This window comes from Sinomonas humi (assembly GCF_000802235.1).
Lineage (GTDB): Bacteria > Actinomycetota > Actinomycetes > Actinomycetales > Micrococcaceae > Sinomonas > Sinomonas humi.
This window is the reverse complement of the sequence record NZ_JTDL01000141.1, coordinates 202753-219375: the sequence shown is the minus strand read 5'-3', so window position 1 is coordinate 219375 and position 16623 is coordinate 202753. Positions and strand designations below refer to the sequence as shown.

The 16623-nt window shown below is 68.2% G+C and carries 20 protein-coding genes; 11 read left to right on the top strand and 9 right to left on the bottom strand.

All coding sequences use genetic code 11. The annotated features are described in order from the left end of the window. The first annotated feature begins 113 nt into the window (after positions 1-113). Complete coding sequence (locus tag LK10_RS16690; protein ID WP_043125987.1) at positions 114-485, top strand: helix-turn-helix domain-containing protein; 372 nt, start codon at positions 114-116, stop codon at positions 483-485. Positions 486-494: 9 nt separating this feature from the next. Here LK10_RS16690 and LK10_RS16685 read toward each other — a convergent pair whose 3' ends face one another. After that, positions 495-1691, bottom strand: a complete 1197-nt coding sequence (locus LK10_RS16685; protein WP_043125985.1) for a PucR family transcriptional regulator — start codon at positions 1689-1691, stop codon at positions 495-497. Between the two features lie 223 nt (positions 1692-1914). On the opposite strand from LK10_RS16685, the gene ald reads away from it, so the two are divergent. Then, entirely contained in the window at positions 1915-3033 is a 1119-nt protein-coding gene (gene ald, locus LK10_RS16680; RefSeq protein ID WP_043126142.1) for an alanine dehydrogenase, read from the top strand. Between the two features lie 89 nt (positions 3034-3122). On the opposite strand, the gene LK10_RS21030 is transcribed toward ald, so the two are convergent. Together LK10_RS21030 and LK10_RS16670 are read right to left on the bottom strand one after the other, a co-directional pair. Next, positions 3123-3845 carry an ANTAR domain-containing protein gene (locus LK10_RS21030; RefSeq protein WP_052207487.1) on the bottom strand — a complete coding sequence of 241 codons (723 nt, stop codon included), beginning with the start codon at positions 3843-3845 and terminating at the stop codon, positions 3123-3125. Positions 3846-3857: 12 nt separating this feature from the next. Then, positions 3858-4634, bottom strand: a complete 777-nt coding sequence (locus LK10_RS16670) for a sigma-70 family RNA polymerase sigma factor (protein WP_052207486.1) — start codon at positions 4632-4634, stop codon at positions 3858-3860. Between the two features lie 192 nt (positions 4635-4826). Here LK10_RS16670 and LK10_RS16665 point away from each other — a divergent pair, with 192 nt between their 5' ends. Then, positions 4827-5009 (top strand): CsbD family protein, encoded by a 183-nt coding sequence (locus LK10_RS16665; protein ID WP_043125983.1) that lies wholly within the window; start codon positions 4827-4829, stop codon positions 5007-5009. Positions 5010-5201: 192 nt separating this feature from the next. Then, complete coding sequence (locus LK10_RS22895; protein ID WP_255731702.1) at positions 5202-5330, top strand: hypothetical protein; 129 nt, start codon at positions 5202-5204, stop codon at positions 5328-5330. Positions 5331-5372: 42 nt separating this feature from the next. On the opposite strand, the gene LK10_RS16660 is transcribed toward LK10_RS22895, so the two are convergent. Next, complete coding sequence (locus LK10_RS16660) at positions 5373-5834, bottom strand: SRPBCC family protein (RefSeq protein ID WP_043126135.1); 462 nt, start codon at positions 5832-5834, stop codon at positions 5373-5375. A gap of 128 nt (positions 5835-5962) precedes the next feature. Between LK10_RS16660 and LK10_RS16655 the strand changes: the two genes are divergently transcribed. Continuing rightward, positions 5963-7264 carry an aminotransferase-like domain-containing protein gene (locus LK10_RS16655; protein WP_043125982.1) on the top strand — a complete coding sequence of 434 codons (1302 nt, stop codon included), beginning with the start codon at positions 5963-5965 and terminating at the stop codon, positions 7262-7264. Between the two features lie 58 nt (positions 7265-7322). Here the strand turns inward: LK10_RS16655 and LK10_RS16650 are convergent, their stop codons facing one another. Further along, a complete protein-coding gene (locus LK10_RS16650) occupies positions 7323-8102 on the bottom strand; it encodes an NUDIX hydrolase (protein WP_052207485.1) in 780 nt (259 codons plus the stop codon). 34 nt (positions 8103-8136) lie between these two features. Here LK10_RS16650 and LK10_RS16645 point away from each other — a divergent pair, with 34 nt between their 5' ends. Next, positions 8137-8412, top strand: a complete 276-nt coding sequence (locus tag LK10_RS16645) for a YciI family protein (protein ID WP_043125980.1) — start codon at positions 8137-8139, stop codon at positions 8410-8412. Between the two features lie 51 nt (positions 8413-8463). After that, positions 8464-8775: a putative quinol monooxygenase gene (locus LK10_RS16640; protein WP_043125978.1), complete on the top strand. Its 312-nt coding sequence runs from the start codon at positions 8464-8466 to the stop codon at positions 8773-8775. Positions 8776-8805: 30 nt separating this feature from the next. Here LK10_RS16640 and LK10_RS16635 read toward each other — a convergent pair whose 3' ends face one another. The 3 genes from LK10_RS16635 to LK10_RS16625 all read right to left on the bottom strand — a co-directional run bounded on the left by LK10_RS16635 (position 8806) and on the right by LK10_RS16625 (position 11050). Beyond that, a complete protein-coding gene (locus LK10_RS16635) occupies positions 8806-9147 on the bottom strand; it encodes an STAS domain-containing protein (RefSeq protein ID WP_043125976.1) in 342 nt (113 codons plus the stop codon). 77 nt (positions 9148-9224) lie between these two features. Further along, positions 9225-10130: an aldose 1-epimerase family protein gene (locus tag LK10_RS16630; protein ID WP_043126130.1), complete on the bottom strand. Its 906-nt coding sequence runs from the start codon at positions 10128-10130 to the stop codon at positions 9225-9227. Continuing rightward, a complete protein-coding gene (locus LK10_RS16625; RefSeq protein WP_043125973.1) occupies positions 10127-11050 on the bottom strand; it encodes a D-isomer specific 2-hydroxyacid dehydrogenase family protein in 924 nt (307 codons plus the stop codon). The genes LK10_RS16630 and LK10_RS16625 overlap by 4 nt, the downstream gene beginning before the upstream one ends. A 50-nt stretch (positions 11051-11100) precedes the next feature. Here LK10_RS16625 and LK10_RS16620 point away from each other — a divergent pair, with 50 nt between their 5' ends. The 4 genes from LK10_RS16620 to LK10_RS16605 all read left to right on the top strand — a co-directional run bounded on the left by LK10_RS16620 (position 11101) and on the right by LK10_RS16605 (position 15012). Continuing rightward, positions 11101-11574, top strand: coding sequence for a 2'-5' RNA ligase family protein (locus tag LK10_RS16620; RefSeq protein WP_043125972.1), 474 nt, complete (start codon positions 11101-11103; stop codon positions 11572-11574). Between the two features lie 81 nt (positions 11575-11655). After that, on the top strand, positions 11656-12126 hold the full coding sequence (locus LK10_RS21025; protein ID WP_052207484.1) for a GyrI-like domain-containing protein: 471 nt from the start codon (positions 11656-11658) through the stop codon (positions 12124-12126). An 88-nt stretch (positions 12127-12214) separates the two neighbouring features. Next, complete coding sequence (locus LK10_RS16610) at positions 12215-13915, top strand: HNH endonuclease signature motif containing protein (protein WP_043125970.1); 1701 nt, start codon at positions 12215-12217, stop codon at positions 13913-13915. Positions 13916-14151: 236 nt separating this feature from the next. Next, positions 14152-15012 (top strand): oxidoreductase, encoded by an 861-nt coding sequence (locus LK10_RS16605; RefSeq protein ID WP_043125967.1) that lies wholly within the window; start codon positions 14152-14154, stop codon positions 15010-15012. A gap of 3 nt (positions 15013-15015) precedes the next feature. Here the strand turns inward: LK10_RS16605 and LK10_RS16600 are convergent, their stop codons facing one another. Next, a complete protein-coding gene (locus LK10_RS16600) occupies positions 15016-16608 on the bottom strand; it encodes an AMP-binding protein (RefSeq protein WP_043125963.1) in 1593 nt (530 codons plus the stop codon). Between the last annotated feature and the right edge of the window lie 15 nt (positions 16609-16623).

Genomic DNA, 16623 nt, shown 5'->3' with positions numbered 1-16623 from the left:
GCAAAGGAGGGGGTGGCCACCCCCTCCTAACCGGCCAACCGGCGTATCTGCGTTCCCAGCCCCGCCCGCCCCGCCCGCCCCGCCAGCCCCGCCCGCCCGTTAGGCTGAGGCCCATGAGCCGCTTCGCTCCGCGCACCGCGCCAGCCCTCGAGCCCGCCGACGCCGCAGCTCTCGCGCGCTCGCTCGACGCCGGCGACGTCACGGTCTTCGCCGACGGCACCGCGTATCGGCTCCCGGACACTGCACGGGACGCGGTCCTAGACCTCCTCGCCAGGCTCGGACGCGGGGAATCCGTAACGGTCAGCAGCGGCGAGGAGGTCCTGACCGTCGCTCAGGCGGCCGAGCTCGCGGGAATCAGCCACAGCTACGTCCGCAAGCTCACGGATCAGGGGGTATGGCCGGTCGAGTACCGCGGGACGCACCGGCGCATCCGGCGCGAGGACGTCCTCGCGTGGGTCGCCGCACAGAAGGGCGCAGCCGACTAGGCAAGGCCGCTAGATCCTGGGCCGGCCAGCCCATCGACGTGCCTTGAGGGCGAGATGCAGCTCCTGCCGGACGCGCCCGCCCAAGGGGTCGGCCCCGAGGAGCTTCCGGACCCGGGCCACGCGGTGGTAGACCGTCGAACGGTGGATGTGGAGCCGGTCCGCCACGATCTGGACGGCACCATCGCTGTCATAGAGCTGCTCGAGAACGGGCAGCAGCTCCCCGTCGCGGTCCTCCTCGGCGAGCAGGTCGGTGAACACGCTAGACGGCTCCGACGCCACCGAGCCCATGAGCTGGTAGACCCCCACGGAGCGGACGTCGACCAGCTCGCCGAGCGCTGGATCGATGGCGGCGGCCTGGGCGGCGACCTTGGCCTGCCCATACGCGTCCGGAAGCCCTCGCAGGCTCGTGAACGGCTCGCTGATCCCTACAAGCACGCGCCCGGCGGGCCTCCCCGAACGCTTCGCCAGCTCGCGTTCGTAGTGGGTCAGGACGGCGGCGTGGTTCGCGCGCCCGGTCGAGTGGGCAAAGAGGACGACGGCGTGCGTCTCGGTCCCAGCGGTGAAGAGGGCTGGGTCGATGCCCGCGGTGGCGAGCATCGCGGCAGTACTCGTGGCGACGACGGCGGCCTGCGGGTCCTCGGGATCCACACCCTCTGGGTCGAGCAGCGTGACGACCTGCCAGGGAGCGTGCCCGTGCACCTCGCGCCAGCCCGCGATCTCGGCTTGCGCGGACTTCTCGCCCGACGCCGCGGCGAGGAATCGCGACTCGCGCTGCCGGCGGTGAGCGGAGGCCGCCGTATTCGAGTCAAGCAGGAGCGCCGCGATGAGCTCGATCTCAAGCCGGACGCTCGGCAGAGCTGCGAGGATCGCCCCCGCGCCCTCCTCCTCCGGCTCCTGCTGGACCCAGAGGTAGCCAACCCGGAATCCACGGACCAAAAGCGGCACGCACACCCGCCCGTACATGCCGAGGCCCGGGTTGGGGGGCACCGTGACTGGCCGGACTGCCGTCGCGATCCCGTGTGAGAGCTGCCACGCACTCACGTCCGCAGGCACGCGCTTGCTGAGGAGGAAGTTCACTCGCACGGGGTCCGCGTGGGCTTGATTGGAGGAGTAGGCAACGAGCAGCCCGTCGAGGTCCTCCACGGAGAGCCCCCGCCCAAGTGTCTTGGCGGCCTTTTCGACGAGTTCCTCGACCCCTTCACGCATGCCTTCCAGCATACGTGGAACACCACACATGCGGCGACAATTGCCGCCCTGCTGTGCGACAAGTGTTGAACGAACGACGGCGGGATCGCCGGAATTCCGCGGAAGTCACCTTCCCGCATGCCTTCCATTCCATGTTGCCCAGCTCACACTGGACCTACGCTGGAAACACCGCGGAAGAAACTCGCACACGGCCACCGCAAGGCCCCGAAGTATGGAGACGAAAGTGATCATCGGAGTCCCGAAGGAGATCAAGAATAACGAGTTCCGGGTGGCCATCACGGCCGCCGGGGTCCACGAGTTCGCAGCACACGGGCACACCGTCCTCGTCGAAGCCGGTGCAGGGCTCGGTTCCGGCATCGCCGACGACGAGTACCGCGTAGCCGGGGCCGAGATCGTCGCGGATGCAGCCGACGTCTGGGCGCGGGCAAACATGGTCATGAAGGTCAAGGAGCCGATCGCCTCCGAGTACCGCTTCTTCCGCCAGGGCCTCATCCTCTTCACCTACCTCCACCTCGCTGCGGAACCCGCTCTCACGCGCGCGCTCATCGACTCCGGCGTCACGGCCATCGCCTACGAGACCGTCCAAGAAGGCCGGGCCCTCCCGCTCCTCGCGCCCATGTCCGAGGTGGCCGGGCGCCTTTCGGTTCAGGTCGGTGCCCAGTCGCTCCTTGCCCCGAATGGCGGCAAGGGAGTGCTCCTCGGGGGAGTCCCCGGCGTGCGCCCGGCGAAGGTCGTGGTGCTCGGCGCCGGAGTCGCCGGGACGAACGCGGCCGTGGTCGCAATGGGCTTGGGCGCGGACGTCACGATCCTCGACATCAACATCGCACGGCTCCAGGAGATCGACGCGCTCTACGCCGGGCGGATCAAGACCGTGGCCTCGAACAAATACGAGATCGAGAAGTCGCTCGTCGAGGCGGACCTCGTGATCGGCTCGGTGCTCATCCCGGGCGCGAAGGCCCCCAAGCTCGTCTCGAACGAGCTCGTCTCCCGCATGAAGCCGGGTTCGGTACTGGTCGACATCGCGATCGACCAGGGCGGCTGCTTCGAGGACTCGCGTCCGACGACGCATCAGGACCCGACCTTCAAGGTCCACCACTCGATCTTCTACTGCGTCGCGAACATGCCGGGCGCGGTTCCCAACACGTCGACGTACGCTCTCACGAACGTCACCCTGCGGTACGCCGTCCTGTTGGCCGATCTCGGCGTCGAGAAGGCCTTCGAGAAGAACGCCGCACTTGCTGCAGGCCTCAACGTCGCGGGCGGCTGCGTGACGAACCGCTCCGTCTCGGAGGCGCACGGCCTTCCGCTCGCCGCGGACTGGCACGGCCTCGTCTCGGCCTGACCAGATAACGGCAGACGGGCGTCTAACGGCCGCCGCGCGTGTCGCGGCCAGCCGCGCGATGGGCCCCGGTACATCCGGGGCCCATCGCCCTAGGCCTCGAACTTCGTCGCCACGTCCCCGCCTCCGACCTTTCGGGCGAGTTCACGTGCGATGTCCTGGAGCTTCTCGTTCCTCGCGTTCGACGCGCGGCGCAGCACCTCGAACGCCTCGTCCGCCGTGCAGCGGTTCTGCCCCATGATGATGCCGATGGCGATATCGATCACCGTTCGGCTCTCCATGGCCTTTGCCCGATTTTCCGCAAGCTCCCGCTGCTCCTGATACCTCGCGGCGAGGTGGAGCGACCAATTGAGCTGATTGCGCGCACCGCCCGCGAGGCCGATGAGGCGCCTGCTCGGCCCCCGCGGAAGGCGCCCCATAAGCGCCATGGCGCCGCGGCCGGCGTCGTCCGCGTTGACATTCATGACGATGAGCGACATCGGGCGCACGAAGCCCGGCCAAGGGATCCGCCCGCTCTCGGCGCGTTCGACGACGGTCCGCCCGTCCACGAGGGCACTGTAGAGAGCCTCGTTGCGCGACTCAACCCAATAGGTCAGCAGGCGCCTGGCCTCGTCGGTGCTCCCCGAGACGACGGTCTTGTGCTTCGGGCGTTCGACGACGATCCCGCACTGGAGGTCCGGTGCGTGCTTCGAGAGCCAGCGGGCCGTCAAAGGCGCTAGCTCGTCCAGGACTTCTTGGAGATCGTCATGCTCCACGAGGACGTTCTTGAGCTCATTTCCCAGCGGGCCGCTTGAGGGCGACTCCTCGATCGTCATGCGGGGGCCTCCTCACCACCTGTCCTGCTCCTCAGGCTGTACTTCAAAGGGCTGGCCGTCAAGACGGGGTTCCTTGCCGAGACGTTCCCGGAGGCGCTGCAGGACCTTCCGGAGCAGCCGCGAGACCTGCATCTGGCTCACGCCAAGCTCGCCTGCGATCTCCTTCTGGCTCATCTCGCGGACGAATCGCAGGTGGAGCAGTTGCCGTTCCCGGGCAGAGACGTCCTCAAGCATGCCCTCGACCATGACGCGAAGCTCGGCCTCGCGGAAGCCGGGGTCCAGGACGCCCATCTCGGATCCGCCGTCGTCCTCGTCGCCGCCCATGAGAGGGTGCGGCACGAGCGCCGCGTCCGCGACCACCGCCTCGGCGACCTCGGCGAGTGTGAGCCCAAGCTGCTCGGCGATTTCAGTCATCGTGGGCTCGCGGCCCAGGGACTGCTCAAGGTCCACCCGCGCCCCATTGACCCGCAGTCGAAGCTCTTGAATGCTGCGAGGCGGCCTGACCACCCACGAATAGTCCCGAACGTAATGCCGGATCTCGCCGAGGATCGTCGGCACCGCGAAGCTCACGAACTCACCCTCCCCGGCGTCATAGCGGCTAGCCGCGCTGAGGAGCCCAAGCCGCGCCACCTGGATGAGATCGGCCAAGTCGTGGCCCCGGACGGCATGCCGGCGGGCCAGGGAATCGGCTAGGCCGAGGTACCGGAGGACGAGCTCGGCTCGGTCGGCATCTGTCAGATCGGGCGCACATTCGGGCCCCGGGCCGTCCCCGGCTCGGGTTGAGGGCATAGCGGCATTACTCCGTTAGAAGAGAGGGGTGCCGCTGCTCGACTCTGCTCAGAGTAGGCAGAGCGAGTTGGCTGTTCAACTCGGGGGCATTCCTGGCGCCATGTTTGGACCAATCCAGGGTTGGGGAACAGAGAGGCACATCCGCGAAGGCGGAAGCTGTCAGACCGACAACTCCCGACGGAAGGAGCAGTAATGGGTGCCGATGACAAGATCGAGAACAAGGCCGAAGAGCTCAAGGGCAAGGCCAAGGAAGCGACCGGCAAGGTGACCGGCAACGACAGCCTCGAGGCCGAGGGCCACGGCGATCAGGCCAAGGCGGGCCTCAAGCAGGCTGGCGAACACGTGAAGGACTCCTTCAAGGGCAAGGACGACTGAGCCCTGAAGCAAGGACCGCCGCCGGCACCCCAAAGGTGCTGGCGGCGGTTTTTTCGTGCCCTGGATTCCTGTGAAGGCTGGCCGGATTCCTGTGGCAACAGCCCCCGCCGCACCATGGCCCCGGCCGCTGGACGCGCCTACGCTGGATGAGGTGGGGGAACAGCGATAGAGACAGAATCGAGGCAACGCGAGATGTCACGCATCGAAGGCGACGAAGACCGCATCCACACCGAGGCTCCGGCAGAGGGCGACGACGAGTTGGACGCTACGGAAATCCGCGCCCATTCGGAGGATCCGGCAGAGGGCGCAGACGACGAGTAGGCGCACCAGAGCCGCGACCGGCCCGGGCGGGGCCGTGGCCAGCTAGCGCGGCGCGGCGACCTGCGAGAGGCGCGCGAGGCCTTTCTCGAAGTCCTTCCCGACCATCTTGTCCATGTTCATGAACGGGGCGAACAGCTTCGCCGCGCCCCTGACTTCCCCCGCGAGGGACCAGGTCACACGCGTCCCGCCTGATTGGGGCTCGAAGGTGAAGCCCGTGGGGCTGAGCGACCGGAACGGCTTGAGGAACTCGAGCCGGATCCGGATGCTCCGGGGCTCCACCGACTCCACAATCTCCATCCGGCCCGATCCGGCCTTGCGATTTCCCATCCACGCGTACTGCGCCCCGCGCCCTTCCTCGGGCCCCGTATAGACGCGCTCCATCTGCGGGTCGAGGTCCTCCCAAGGGGACCACGTGGTCCACCTGCGGAAGCTGTCCACGTGCTGGAAGACCTGATCGGGCGGGGCGGGGATGAAGGCGCCGCGCGTGACGGTGTAGGCAGACATACCAGCATGGTAGGCACGGGAGTGTGACCTGCGCCGCATCTGGGGCACTTCAGACGTTCGGAGGGCCTAATGCGACGAACAGCCCCAAAACAACAAAGGGTGCATATTCGGAAACCTCGCGTTACCCTATGTGGGTGACATCACAGGACACCACCGTGGAACTGACCGCCGAAACGCAGACCGCACTCGAGCGTGCCGAGGCGAGCCATCGCCATGAAGCGCTCTTCTCCGAGCGCGCGCACAACATCAAGCAGTCGGCCGTCCGCGACGTCTTCGATATCTCCATACGCCCGGGCCTCGTCTCCCTCGCGGGCGGCTCACCGAGCCTTGCCAAACTGCCCCTGGACCTCGTCGCCGAGACGGCGTCCCGCGTCATCCGCGAGCACGGGATGACGGCGCTGCACTACGGGGGCGGCAAGGGCACCGAAGAGCTCCGCGAGCTGATCTGCGAAATCATGGCCGAGGAGGGGATCCTCGGCGCCTCGCCTGAGGACGTCGTGGTCACCACCGGCTCGCAGTCCGCTCAGGACATCGCCGCGAAGGTCTTCTGCAACCCCGGGGACGTCGTCCTCGTCGAAGATCCCACATACGTGGGAGCGCTCAACACCTTCGAGGCGTATCAGGTGCAGGTCGAGCCGGTCTTCATGGACGAGAACGGCCTGATCCCAGAGCATCTCGAGAGCCGGATCGCCGCCCTCGAGGCCGAGGGCAAACGGATCAAGCTCCTCTACACGATCCCGAGCTTCAACAACCCCTCGGGCATCACCCTTGCCGCCGAACGTCGCCAGCGCGTCGTGGACATCTGCCGCGATCACAACATCCTCGTCCTCGAGGACAACCCCTACGGCATGCTCCGCTTCGACGGCCAGCCCCTCACCCCCCTGCGCGCCGGCAACCCGGACGACGTCATCTACTGCGGATCGTTCTCCAAGATCTTCTCCCCCGGCGTACGCCTCGGCTGGGCCCTCGTTCCCAAGCACCTCTACCGCCGCTTCTACCTCGCTGCGGAGGCGGTCGTCCTCTGCCCCTCGACTCTCTCGCAGCTCATCGTCACCGAATTCTTCCGGGTCTTCGACTGGCGCTCCTACCTCGCCGAATCCCGTGGGGACTACGCGGAACGCTGCGACGCAATGCTCGAGGCCCTCGCCGAGCACTTCCCGGCAGAGGCCACGTGGACGACGCCGGAGGGCGGCTTCTTCGTCTGGGTCACCCTTCCGGAGGGGATCGACACGTATCCCCTCCTCTATCAGGCGATCGACGCAGGCGTCGTCTTCATCCCGGGAGCCGCTTTCACGCCGTCGGACGAGCCGAGCAGCAAGCTTCGGCTCGCCTTCAGCGGGGTTGCGCCCGAGCAGATCCACGAGGGCGTTCGTCGCCTCGCTCCCGTGATCCGGGCCGCGGTGGAAGCCAACACGGCCCCGCCCGTCTGATGGTCACCTCCCGACGGTACGGGCCAACGCCAACCGTCGCTACGTGACCATTGGACGGTTAGACGCGGCGCTCGTAGGCCCACGGAAGCGCGCCTATCTGCAGCCGATGGCGAGCGGGGCCAAGGGCAGCCTCGTTGCCGTATTGTGCATCGCCAGCCCAGAGGACGGCCTCGATCCGGCCGTCCTCGGCATAGAGCTGCAGGCTTTCGAAGAGCTCGGGCGCGCGTGACGCGGCGTCTGCGATCGCGAGGGCCGACGCCTCGGCCCCGAGGAGACCATGGAGCGTCACCCACGTGGGCGGGAACAGGGTCATCTCCCCGGCCGCGTGCCGGGCGAGGGCGACGGCCGGCGAGATCCACACGTACGCCACGTGCTCGCCGACGTTGAGCACCACGTCGCCTCCTGGATCCGCCGCGAGGAAGAACCACGTCCGCAGCCGCTTCTTCGCCTCCTGGGGCGGAACCCAGCAAGAGAGGTCGACGACGGCGTCCTCCTGAAGTTCGAGGCCCGTCTCCTCAAACGTCTCGCGGACTGCCGCCCGGCGGGCGGCGAGGGGCGCGAGCTGCGGCGAGCCGCCGCCGTCGTCCGCGCCGCCGCCGTCGTCCGCTGCGCCAGCGCCGTCCGCTGCGCCAGCGCCGCCCTCCGAGAACGGCTTGGGGTCGTCGGGGAGCGTGTCTTCGGGATCAACCCGACCTCCCGGAAACGCCCACGCGCCAGCGAACGAGCCGCGTCCTGGACGCTCAAGCAGCAGGACCTCCACGCTCGTTTCCCCACCGGGTCCTGAGGCGTCGCGGAGAATGACAACGGTCGCGGCATCGCCCACGATGTTCTGAGGCATGCCTCCCAGTATCCCGCGCTTATAGGATCGATTCATGGAGTTCGTTGTCCTGTATGACATCCGACCGGGCGCCGACGTCTCACGTCTGCCCGAGGTCTTCCCGCGGCACAAGGCGTATTACGAGGCGTTCCACGCGGCCGGCGGAGGTGTGAAGGCGCTAGGGACATTCGAGAACCCAGTGGTCAACGGCTCGATGGGCCTGTTCACCTCGCGCGAGGACGCCGAGCGTTTTGTCACGAGCGATCCGTTTGTCACCGAGGGCCTCGCGTCGCCGCGCATCCTCGCGTGGGACCCGGTCCGATTCGACTGACTCGTCCACTTTCCCCAAACCCGCTACAACACGTACCCGATAAGGAGCAACATGCCCGTCGTCGTCACCGCCATCTTCCACCCGGTCGAAGGCAAGAAGGATCAGCTCATCGAAGCACTCCAGGAGACCATGCCTGCCGTCCATGAGGAGGAGGGCTGCCTTCTCTACGCCATCCACGATGCCCAGGACGGCACCGTCACGATGATCGAGAAGTGGAGCTCCGCTGAGGCCCTCGACGCCCACTCGAAGGGCTCCGCCGTCGAGGCGCTCGGGAAGGCTGTCGGCCCCTTCATCTCGCAGCCCACCACAGTCACAACGATGACGCCGATCGCTGCCGGGCACGCCGAGCGCGGCCTGCTCTAGCCCGAGTCCGGGGAGCAGGAGGCCCGGGGGCTACGACTTCTCGGGGGTGGTCGCGGCGGAGTTGGCACCGTTAGGGGCGAGGACCCTGTCCATGCTGGTCCTCGTCAGGACGGCGCCGACTCCTTCGCTGATCTGACCGAGGCGCAGATCGCCGCCGGCCTCACGAGCCGCCTTGAGGCAGCCGACGATTGCGCCGAGCCCTGAGGAATCCATGAACTCCGTCTCGCGCATGTTGAGGACGAGGAGACGGTGCCCTTGGGCGATCGCATCCGCGACTGCGCTCTTGAGATGCCCCACGCCGGTCATGGTCAGACGACCCTTGACCACGATCTCGGAGTAACCCTCATGTTCTTCGACCGAGACCGCAATCATTTCGGTTCCTCCCAGCTAGCCCCCATCGGCATCGCTTTCCAGTATGCACCGCACCCCGCGCCGCTGCGCCGGCCTCCTCAAAGGGCGTAGATCCTCCACCTTTCCGTGTGCTCGGCGCCGGGTTCGAGGCGGATGACGTCGGTGCCCGAGTTGAACGCGTCCGGCGGGCACGTCATCGGCTCGACCGCGAGGCCGAGGCGATTCGGCGCGGGCGGCTTCTTGTCTGCGGTATGGATCTGGAGCCAAGCACAGCTGCGGTCCCATGCCATCCCAACACCGGTGGCCCGCGCGGGGTCCCGCACTGCCACCCGTGCGGTCCCGTCCGGCCCGAAATCGATCGCAGTGAATGCATGATCGATCTCGGTGGCGCCGATCGGTCGCGGCTTCCGGAAGTCGAACTCATGCCCCTCCACGCCCCGCTCTCCAACCGGCAGGAGGCGGTCCGGGGTGACTTCGAGGAACCGCTCGGCGGGGACCTCGAGCTCCCAGGTGTCGAGAGGCGACTCCCCTGCAACGAGATAGGGGTGAGGGCAAACGCCGTAGGGGGCCGCGGCGTCGCCGGTATTCACCGCCCTCACCGCCCAGGTGAGCCCGTTTTCGCCATCCAATGAATACGTCGCCTCGATCCGAAGGGACGAGGGGTAACCGTCCCCGCCCGGGATTTCAGCGGCGAGCGCCACGGAGTGAGCGTCCTCCGCGACGAGATCCCAGTCGAGAGGGAACGCAAGTCCGTGCAGTGCGCAGGCCCGCTCCGTCTCGTTTGCCTCCGTGCGGTAGGCCACGCCGTCGAACGTGTAACGGCCGTCCGCGATGCGGTTGGGCCACGGTGCCGCGACGATCCCGCGATAGTCCGGGATGGGACCAGCCTCGGGGAAAGGAACCACGAGGTCTCGCCCCTTGAATGTCAGCTTTCGCAGGGCGGCGGCGCGAGCGCTGACGATGGCGGTGTAGCCGCCCGAGCGGATGGTGTACTCCGTCATCAGTAACCCGCCGCCGAGTCCACGATTCCCTCGAGCGGAAGCCCCATCGCGAGATGCCGCACGTTGATCTCTACCCGCTCGCCAAGGAGAGGACGGATCATCTCGATGGTGTCGGCCGTGTGCGGGGTGATGATCGCGCGAGGCTCGTCCCATAGCGGGTGGCCGTCAGGCAACGGTTCGGGATCCGTCACGTCAAGCCCCGCGCCGAGGAGTCGCCCCTCAGCAAGCTCGGCGACGAGGGCATCCGTGTCGATGAGGCCGCCGCGCGCGATGTTGACGAGCACGGAGCCCGGCTTCATCGCGGCGAGCTCCGCCGCTCCGATGAGCTTCGACGTCCCCGGCGTGAGTGCTGCGGCCACGACCACGACGTCCGCCTCCGGGAGCAGCTCGGCGAGGTGGTCCGCCGTCGTCGTCCGCCGCGCGCCGGGCACGGGCGCCTCGGTGCGCCGCACGATGTCGACCTCCATGTCGAACGCGGTGAAGAGCCGCAGGAGCTCAAGCCCGATCCCGCCCGCACCGATGACTACGGCGGTGAGGCCGTGCAACGACGTGCCGGCTGCCTTGCCCCAGCTCCTCGCGCTGATGCGCTCGGGCAGGTGCCGGAACAGCGCGAGCGTGAGGGCGAGAGCGTGCTCGGCGACAGGCTTCGCGTAGGCACCCTTCGCGCTCGTCCAGATCTTGTCCGGATGCGTGGCGAGCGAATGCGCGTACGATTCGATGCCCGCCGAGGGCAGCTGAACCCAACGGATCGACGGGGTCGAGTCGAGGATGCCTTGGAGGGCACGCTTGTCATTGCCGTGATCGAGGACCAGCCCCTCCGGCTGCTCGTGGAGCCCGACGACGGCGCCCCCTCCCCCCGCGATGGCGTCGGTCAGGAAAGGCAGTTGCTCGCCGTGGATCGCGATGCGGGGTGTCGTGGTCATATTGCTCAGCCTACCGACCACCTCCGACGTTCGAACCGTAGGATCGGGAGGTGCACCGCTTCGCCGTCGTCCTTCCCCTGGCCCCGATGCAGGTCGGCGAGCGGTACGCGGTGCGCAACTGGCCGTTGCATATAACGGTGGCCCCCGTCTTCTCGACGGACGCGACGGCGGCGATGCTCGCCGCCCGGATGGCCGAGGTCGCTTCGGCACACGGGGCGATCCACGTCGTCGTCGGCGAGAGCGAGCTGTTCGGACCTCGGCATGACACTCCGGCATCCGTCGTCGACTCACCCGCGGTCCGCGTCCTGCACGACGCCCTCCTCGATGCGCTCGCCCCGCTCGGTGCCTCTTTCGATTCGCCGCACTACGCCGGGGAGGGCTTCCGCCCCCACATCACGACGACGACGCGCGGCGCCGCCGAGGAGGGCGCACGGCTGCGCCTCACCCAGCTCGCGCTCGTCGACATGGAACCTGGCCCCGGCCCGGGGCGGCCGCAGGTTGTCGCGGTGGCGCCACTGCTCTAGGCGCTCCTCTACGCGCCTGCGGCCCTCCGAACCTCGTCGCTCGAGCGGTATGGCTCGGACGGTGCGACCTACAATCGCGCCATGACGGTCTCGGTCAGCCTACAGACTGTTCATTGCCGCAAGCTTGCCGCCGTCCGGCGAGAGATTGCGCCCGATGAGATCGGCGCGGCATGGGGCCCCGCTTTGGACAAGGTCTGGGACTTCATTCGCAGCGAGCCGGGCCTGTGGGCGGACGGACACAACATCTTCGTCTACCGCTCAAATGAACCGGGCGGAACGGTTCTGTGCGAGTTCGGCGTCGAAGTAACGCGGTCGTTCGAAGGGGCAGGCGAGGTGTACCCGAGCGAAACGCCTGAGGGCGAGGCAGCTGTTGCAGTCCACCGTGGGCCCTACGAGCGGCTGAATGAGGCGTACGACGCGATCGACGCTTGGATCGCGGCGAATCGACGGGAGCCCACCGGGCACTCCTGGGAAATCTATGGAGATCCGGCGCCTGATTCTGCCCTCACCGAAACGACCGTTGTGCGCCTCCTTAGGCCAGCGCTTCCTTAGCTATCCGCCTTCTTATTTTGTCGGACCCCCTCCGTAGGCTCGGATCAGAGCTTCAGAGGACGATTCCTTCAAGGGACGGGGTGATGGGATGGGCGCCGAGCCGCACGCCACGGGCCAGAGCGCGCCGGTCGAGGACAGCGGGGATTCGTCCCCCTTGGACTACCCGCCGGACGATGGCTGGCGGGAGACCGGAGGCTGGACCGACACCGCCGAGCCCGACGCCGCCGCGGCCGGGGCCTGCGCCGAGGTGTGGGATCCCGTGGTGGTCTTCGGCGACCGGCCCGACTCGCCCCTGTTCGGCTCCCTGGCCCTGCCCGCGACCGAGGCGCTCTCCGCCGAGGCCGCCCTGGCCGTCGCTGAGTGCGCCGAGCGAGTGGTCGGCTGGGCCACCGCGATCAGGCTCCGGGCCCTGGCTCGCCTCGAGCACGCGCTCGCGCAGGAGCCCGTCCCGCGCAGGGACTGCCAGCCCGTGCGCCTGGGCGGGGACGAGGCCCATGTCCTGGCCGTGGCCGAGGCCGCCGCCTCCGCCGCGGTCTCCGAGGCCGCCGCAGCCCGGCTCCTGCACGACGCCGCCGACCTCACCGGCCACGGCGCGCAAGTCCTGGAGGCGCTCCAGGACGGGCAGATCTCCTTCCAGCACGCCAGGGTGATCCTCGATCAGGCCCGCACCCTCCCACCGGAACAGGCTGCCGGATTCGCCCGCGAGGCCCTCGACCGGGCCGTGACCCGCACCGGGCGGCGGCGGACACCGGCGGAGCTGCGCTCGAATCTGCGCGCGTTCAGGGAGCGCTCGCACCCGGAGAGCGTCCAGGCCCGGAAGAAGGCCGCCTCCCGAGAACGCGGGGTCTGGTTCGCCCCCGAGCCCGACGGAATGTGCACCCTCTCCGCCGTCCTGCCCGCCGAGGCCGGCCTCGCCCTCTACAACGGCCTCGACGCTGACGCCCGCGCAGCCCGCAACGCAGCCGCCGCGGGGGCGGAAGCTGAGCTGTACGGAGCGGCCGGTCTGCCCGCGGAGGAGCGGACCCTGTCCCAGCTGCGCGCCGACGCGCTCCTGCACCGGCTTTTGGGCGTCCCGGACGAGGCCTTCCCCGGACCCTTCCGCCCCCACATCACCCTCACCGTCCCCGTCCGCGCAGTCATGCCCGTCCAGAGCCCCACCACTCGGAACCCCGCGGGCGAGAACCGTGCGGCGGAGGGCCATTCTCCTGACGATCCCCCTGCAGGGTCGGGGTTCGCCGAGCTCGAGGGCTACGGGCCGATCGACCCCGCGACGGCCCGACGCCTTGCCTCCCTCGCCCCGAACTGGGACCGGCTCTACACCGACTGGGACACCGGGGCCGCCCTGGGGGTCGGGCGCACGGCCTACCGCCCGCCCAAGGCCCTGCGCCGCTACCTCGCCCACCGCGACGGCGGCTGCACCTTCCCCGGCTGCACCCGCCGGCCCGGGGCCTGCGAGCCTGACCACACCATCGAATGGCAGGACGGCGGACGAACAGATCCCGAGAACCTCGCCCTCCTGTGCCCAAGACACCACGCCATCAAATCCATCGGCGCCTGGACCTACCACCACACCAAAGCCAAGGAACCGAGGGGAACGCTGCAGCCCAGGCTGCTCGAATGGACATCACCCCTCGGCCGCACCTACGTGACGGAAGCGTCTGCTCACCTCATGGACGCCGCCGAACAAGCTGGGGTGCGGCGCGAGCACTTAGCTGTACCTGATCCTCCTGAACCGTTACCACCCCAAGGAGAACCGAACGGGCCGCAGCCGGATCCACCGCCGTTCTGAGGCTCCAACCGAGCTTGGAGCTGCTGCAGGAAGGGCGTGATCGGTGGATTGCGCCCTCGTCACGCGCCCCGCAGTCGTCCGCCGGATTTTCAGCTCGTGCATCCACGTACTGGCAGGGCCTCCCTCAAACGGCGCTGTGGCCATAGCGTGGGGAAGAAAGCCTCGACAGGCTCAAATCGACCAGGCCTGCCAACAAAGGCCCGACCAGCAGCAAGCCAATCAACAGAAGGAAGCGCATGCCCTCGCACAACTCAACCACTTGGCTCATCACCGGCTGCTCGACGGGACTCGGCCGATTCCTCGCGGACGCCGTCCTCGCGAAGGGGCACCGCGCCGTCGTAACAGCCCGTGACGTCAACGCGGTCAAGGACTTCACCGGCGCCTACCCCGAAACGGCGCTCGCTCTGGCCCTCGACGTCACCGACCCCTCGCAGGTCACCGAGGCGGTGCGCGCCGCGGAGGAGCGCTTCGGCGCGGTGGACGTCCTCGTGAACAACGCGGGGTACGGCTACCGAGCGGCGCTCGAGGAGGGCGACGACGACGACGTGCAGCGCTTGTTTGCGACCAACGTCTTCGGTCCGGTCGCCATGATGAAGGCCGTGCTTCCGGGCATGCGTGCGCGCCGAAGTGGTGCGATCGTCAACATCTCTTCAATCGGCGCCCGCGGCTGCGCGCCCGGCTCGGGCTACTACTCTGCGAGCAAGGCCGCCCTCGAGGGTCTCTCCGGATCAGCTCAGAAGGAGCTTGAGCCGCTCGGCATCACCGTCACGATTGTCGAGCCCGGAGGGTTCCGGACGGACTTCGCGGGCCGCTCGCTGACCCAGTCGGCCGAGCCAATCGACGATTACGCCGAGACCGCCGGCAAGCGTCGCAAGGAGCATGACACCGCGCACGGCAACCAGCCTGGCGACCCGGCGAAGGCCGCCGAGGCGATCATCGCCGCGGTGGAGGCGGAGAACACTCCGCGATTCCTGCTGCTCGGGAAGGACGCCCTTGCGGGCTACCGCGCCGTTGCCGAGGCGCAGGCAGCCGAGATCGAAGAATGGGAGGCCGTCAGCGCTGGAACGGGCTTCGACGAGGCCGCGCCGAAGCAGTGAGGGTTATCCCCTCGCCCGCAGCTCGCGCCTCAGGATCTTGCCGGACGAGGACTTGGGGATGGCGTCAACGAACTCGACGAACCGCACACGCTTGAACGGGGCGGCGTGTTCGGCGACGAAGCCCATGATGTCCTCTGTGCCCAACTCGGCCCCCGCCTGCCGCACGATGAACGCCTTCGGTACCTCTTCGCCGTCGTCCGCCGCCACTCCGATGACCGCCGCGTCGGCGACCTGCGGGTGGGTGAGGAGCAGCGCCTCGAGCTCCGCGGGAGCGATTTGGTAGCCCTTGTGCTTGATGAGCTCCTTGAGACGGTCGACGATCGTGACCGCTCCCTCCGCGGTTACGGTCGCAATATCGCCGGTTCGAAGGAAGCCGTCGGGATCGATCGTGGCTGCTGTGGCGTCGGGCCGGTTCAGGTAGCCGAGCATGACCTGCGGCCCGCGCACCAAGAGCTGGCCACGTTCGCTCTCACCCTCGGCGGGCACCGGGATTTCCTGGTCCGTGGCGGGGTCTAAGAGTTTGCATTCCGTGTTCGGTGCCGTGATGCCGACGGAATCGAGCGGATAGCGATCCGCGCTCGCGAGGGGTATGGCATGCGACATTGGGCTCAGTTCGGTCATTCCGTAGCCCTGGAGCATGATGCAGCCGAGGCGACGGGCGACGGCGTGTCCCAACTCCCCGTCGAGGGGTGCCGCCCCTGAGAGCGCGGCGCGGACGGACGATAGGTCGTACTGATCGACCATGGGATGCTTCGCGAGGGCGACGGCGATGGGTGGTGCGATGAACAGGTAAGTGCAGCGGAAGTCCTGAACCATGCGGAGGAACTCGGCAAGGTCGAACTTCGGCATAGTTACGAGCCGGGCGCCCTCGCGGAGGGCGAGATTGAGCAGGACCGTCATGCCGTAGATGTGGAAGAAGGGCAGCACCGCGAGCAGGACGTCGTCCCGGGTGACCCCCACGAGGGCATGTGCCTGGGCGACGTTGGCCACGAGGTTGTACTGGCTCAGCATGACGCCCTTCGGCGAGCCGCTTGTGCCCGAGGAGTAGGGGATGACGGCCACCGCATGGGGGTCGATGCGGACGTCGGGCGCGGCGAACCCAGCCTCGAGCGCGTCCGCGAGCGAGGGGTTGCCGCCCGCTGTCGCCGCTTCCCCGCCGTCGAGCACTACGAGACGTTCTGCCGGAATGCCCGCCTCCTGGGCTGCCGCCCGGGCCCGTTCGAAGAAAGGCGAGATAGTGAAAAGCCATTCGGCGCCGGCGTCGGCAAGCTGCCTGGCTGTTTCCTCGGCCGTGTACAGCGCGTTCACGGTCGTGACGGCTGCGCCGCAGCGGAGAATCCCGTGGAAGACGACGGCGAACGCCGGGATGTTGGGGCTGAACAGCGCCGCTGCGGTTCCTGGGCCAACGCCTTGGCTCGCGAGCCATCCGGCGAGCGCATCGATGCGCTGCATGAGGTCTCGATAGCTCAGCTCGGCTCCGCTCGTCCCGTCGATGATCGCGACGCGGTCCAGGTCCTCACCGCTCAGGCTGCCGAACAGGTAGTCGTAGAGCGTGGACCCGGGGATCTCGACGTCCGGCAACGGGCTAGTGAACATAGCGGCTCCTTCGAA

Coding starts and splice junctions, on each gene's coding strand:
- LK10_RS16690 (WP_043125987.1), top strand. CDS start 114: ATGAGCCGCTTCGCTCCGCGCACCGCGCCAGCCCTCGAGCCCGCCGAC.
- LK10_RS16685 (WP_043125985.1), bottom strand. CDS start 1,691: ATGCGTGAAGGGGTCGAGGAACTCGTCGAAAAGGCCGCCAAGACACTT.
- LK10_RS21030 (WP_052207487.1), bottom strand. CDS start 3,845: ATGACGATCGAGGAGTCGCCCTCAAGCGGCCCGCTGGGAAATGAGCTC.
- LK10_RS16670 (WP_052207486.1), bottom strand. CDS start 4,634: ATGCCCTCAACCCGAGCCGGGGACGGCCCGGGGCCCGAATGTGCGCCC.
- LK10_RS16665 (WP_043125983.1), top strand. CDS start 4,827: ATGGGTGCCGATGACAAGATCGAGAACAAGGCCGAAGAGCTCAAGGGC.
- LK10_RS22895 (WP_255731702.1), top strand. CDS start 5,202: ATGTCACGCATCGAAGGCGACGAAGACCGCATCCACACCGAGGCTCCG.
- LK10_RS16660 (WP_043126135.1), bottom strand. CDS start 5,834: ATGTCTGCCTACACCGTCACGCGCGGCGCCTTCATCCCCGCCCCGCCC.
- LK10_RS16655 (WP_043125982.1), top strand. CDS start 5,963: ATGTGGGTGACATCACAGGACACCACCGTGGAACTGACCGCCGAAACG.
- LK10_RS16650 (WP_052207485.1), bottom strand. CDS start 8,102: ATGCCTCAGAACATCGTGGGCGATGCCGCGACCGTTGTCATTCTCCGC.
- LK10_RS16645 (WP_043125980.1), top strand. CDS start 8,137: ATGGAGTTCGTTGTCCTGTATGACATCCGACCGGGCGCCGACGTCTCA.
- LK10_RS16640 (WP_043125978.1), top strand. CDS start 8,464: ATGCCCGTCGTCGTCACCGCCATCTTCCACCCGGTCGAAGGCAAGAAG.
- LK10_RS16635 (WP_043125976.1), bottom strand. CDS start 9,147: ATGATTGCGGTCTCGGTCGAAGAACATGAGGGTTACTCCGAGATCGTG.
- LK10_RS16625 (WP_043125973.1), bottom strand. CDS start 11,050: ATGACCACGACACCCCGCATCGCGATCCACGGCGAGCAACTGCCTTTC.
- LK10_RS21025 (WP_052207484.1), top strand. CDS start 11,656: ATGACGGTCTCGGTCAGCCTACAGACTGTTCATTGCCGCAAGCTTGCC.
- LK10_RS16610 (WP_043125970.1), top strand. CDS start 12,215: ATGGGCGCCGAGCCGCACGCCACGGGCCAGAGCGCGCCGGTCGAGGAC.
- LK10_RS16605 (WP_043125967.1), top strand. CDS start 14,152: ATGCCCTCGCACAACTCAACCACTTGGCTCATCACCGGCTGCTCGACG.
- LK10_RS16600 (WP_043125963.1), bottom strand. CDS start 16,608: ATGTTCACTAGCCCGTTGCCGGACGTCGAGATCCCCGGGTCCACGCTC.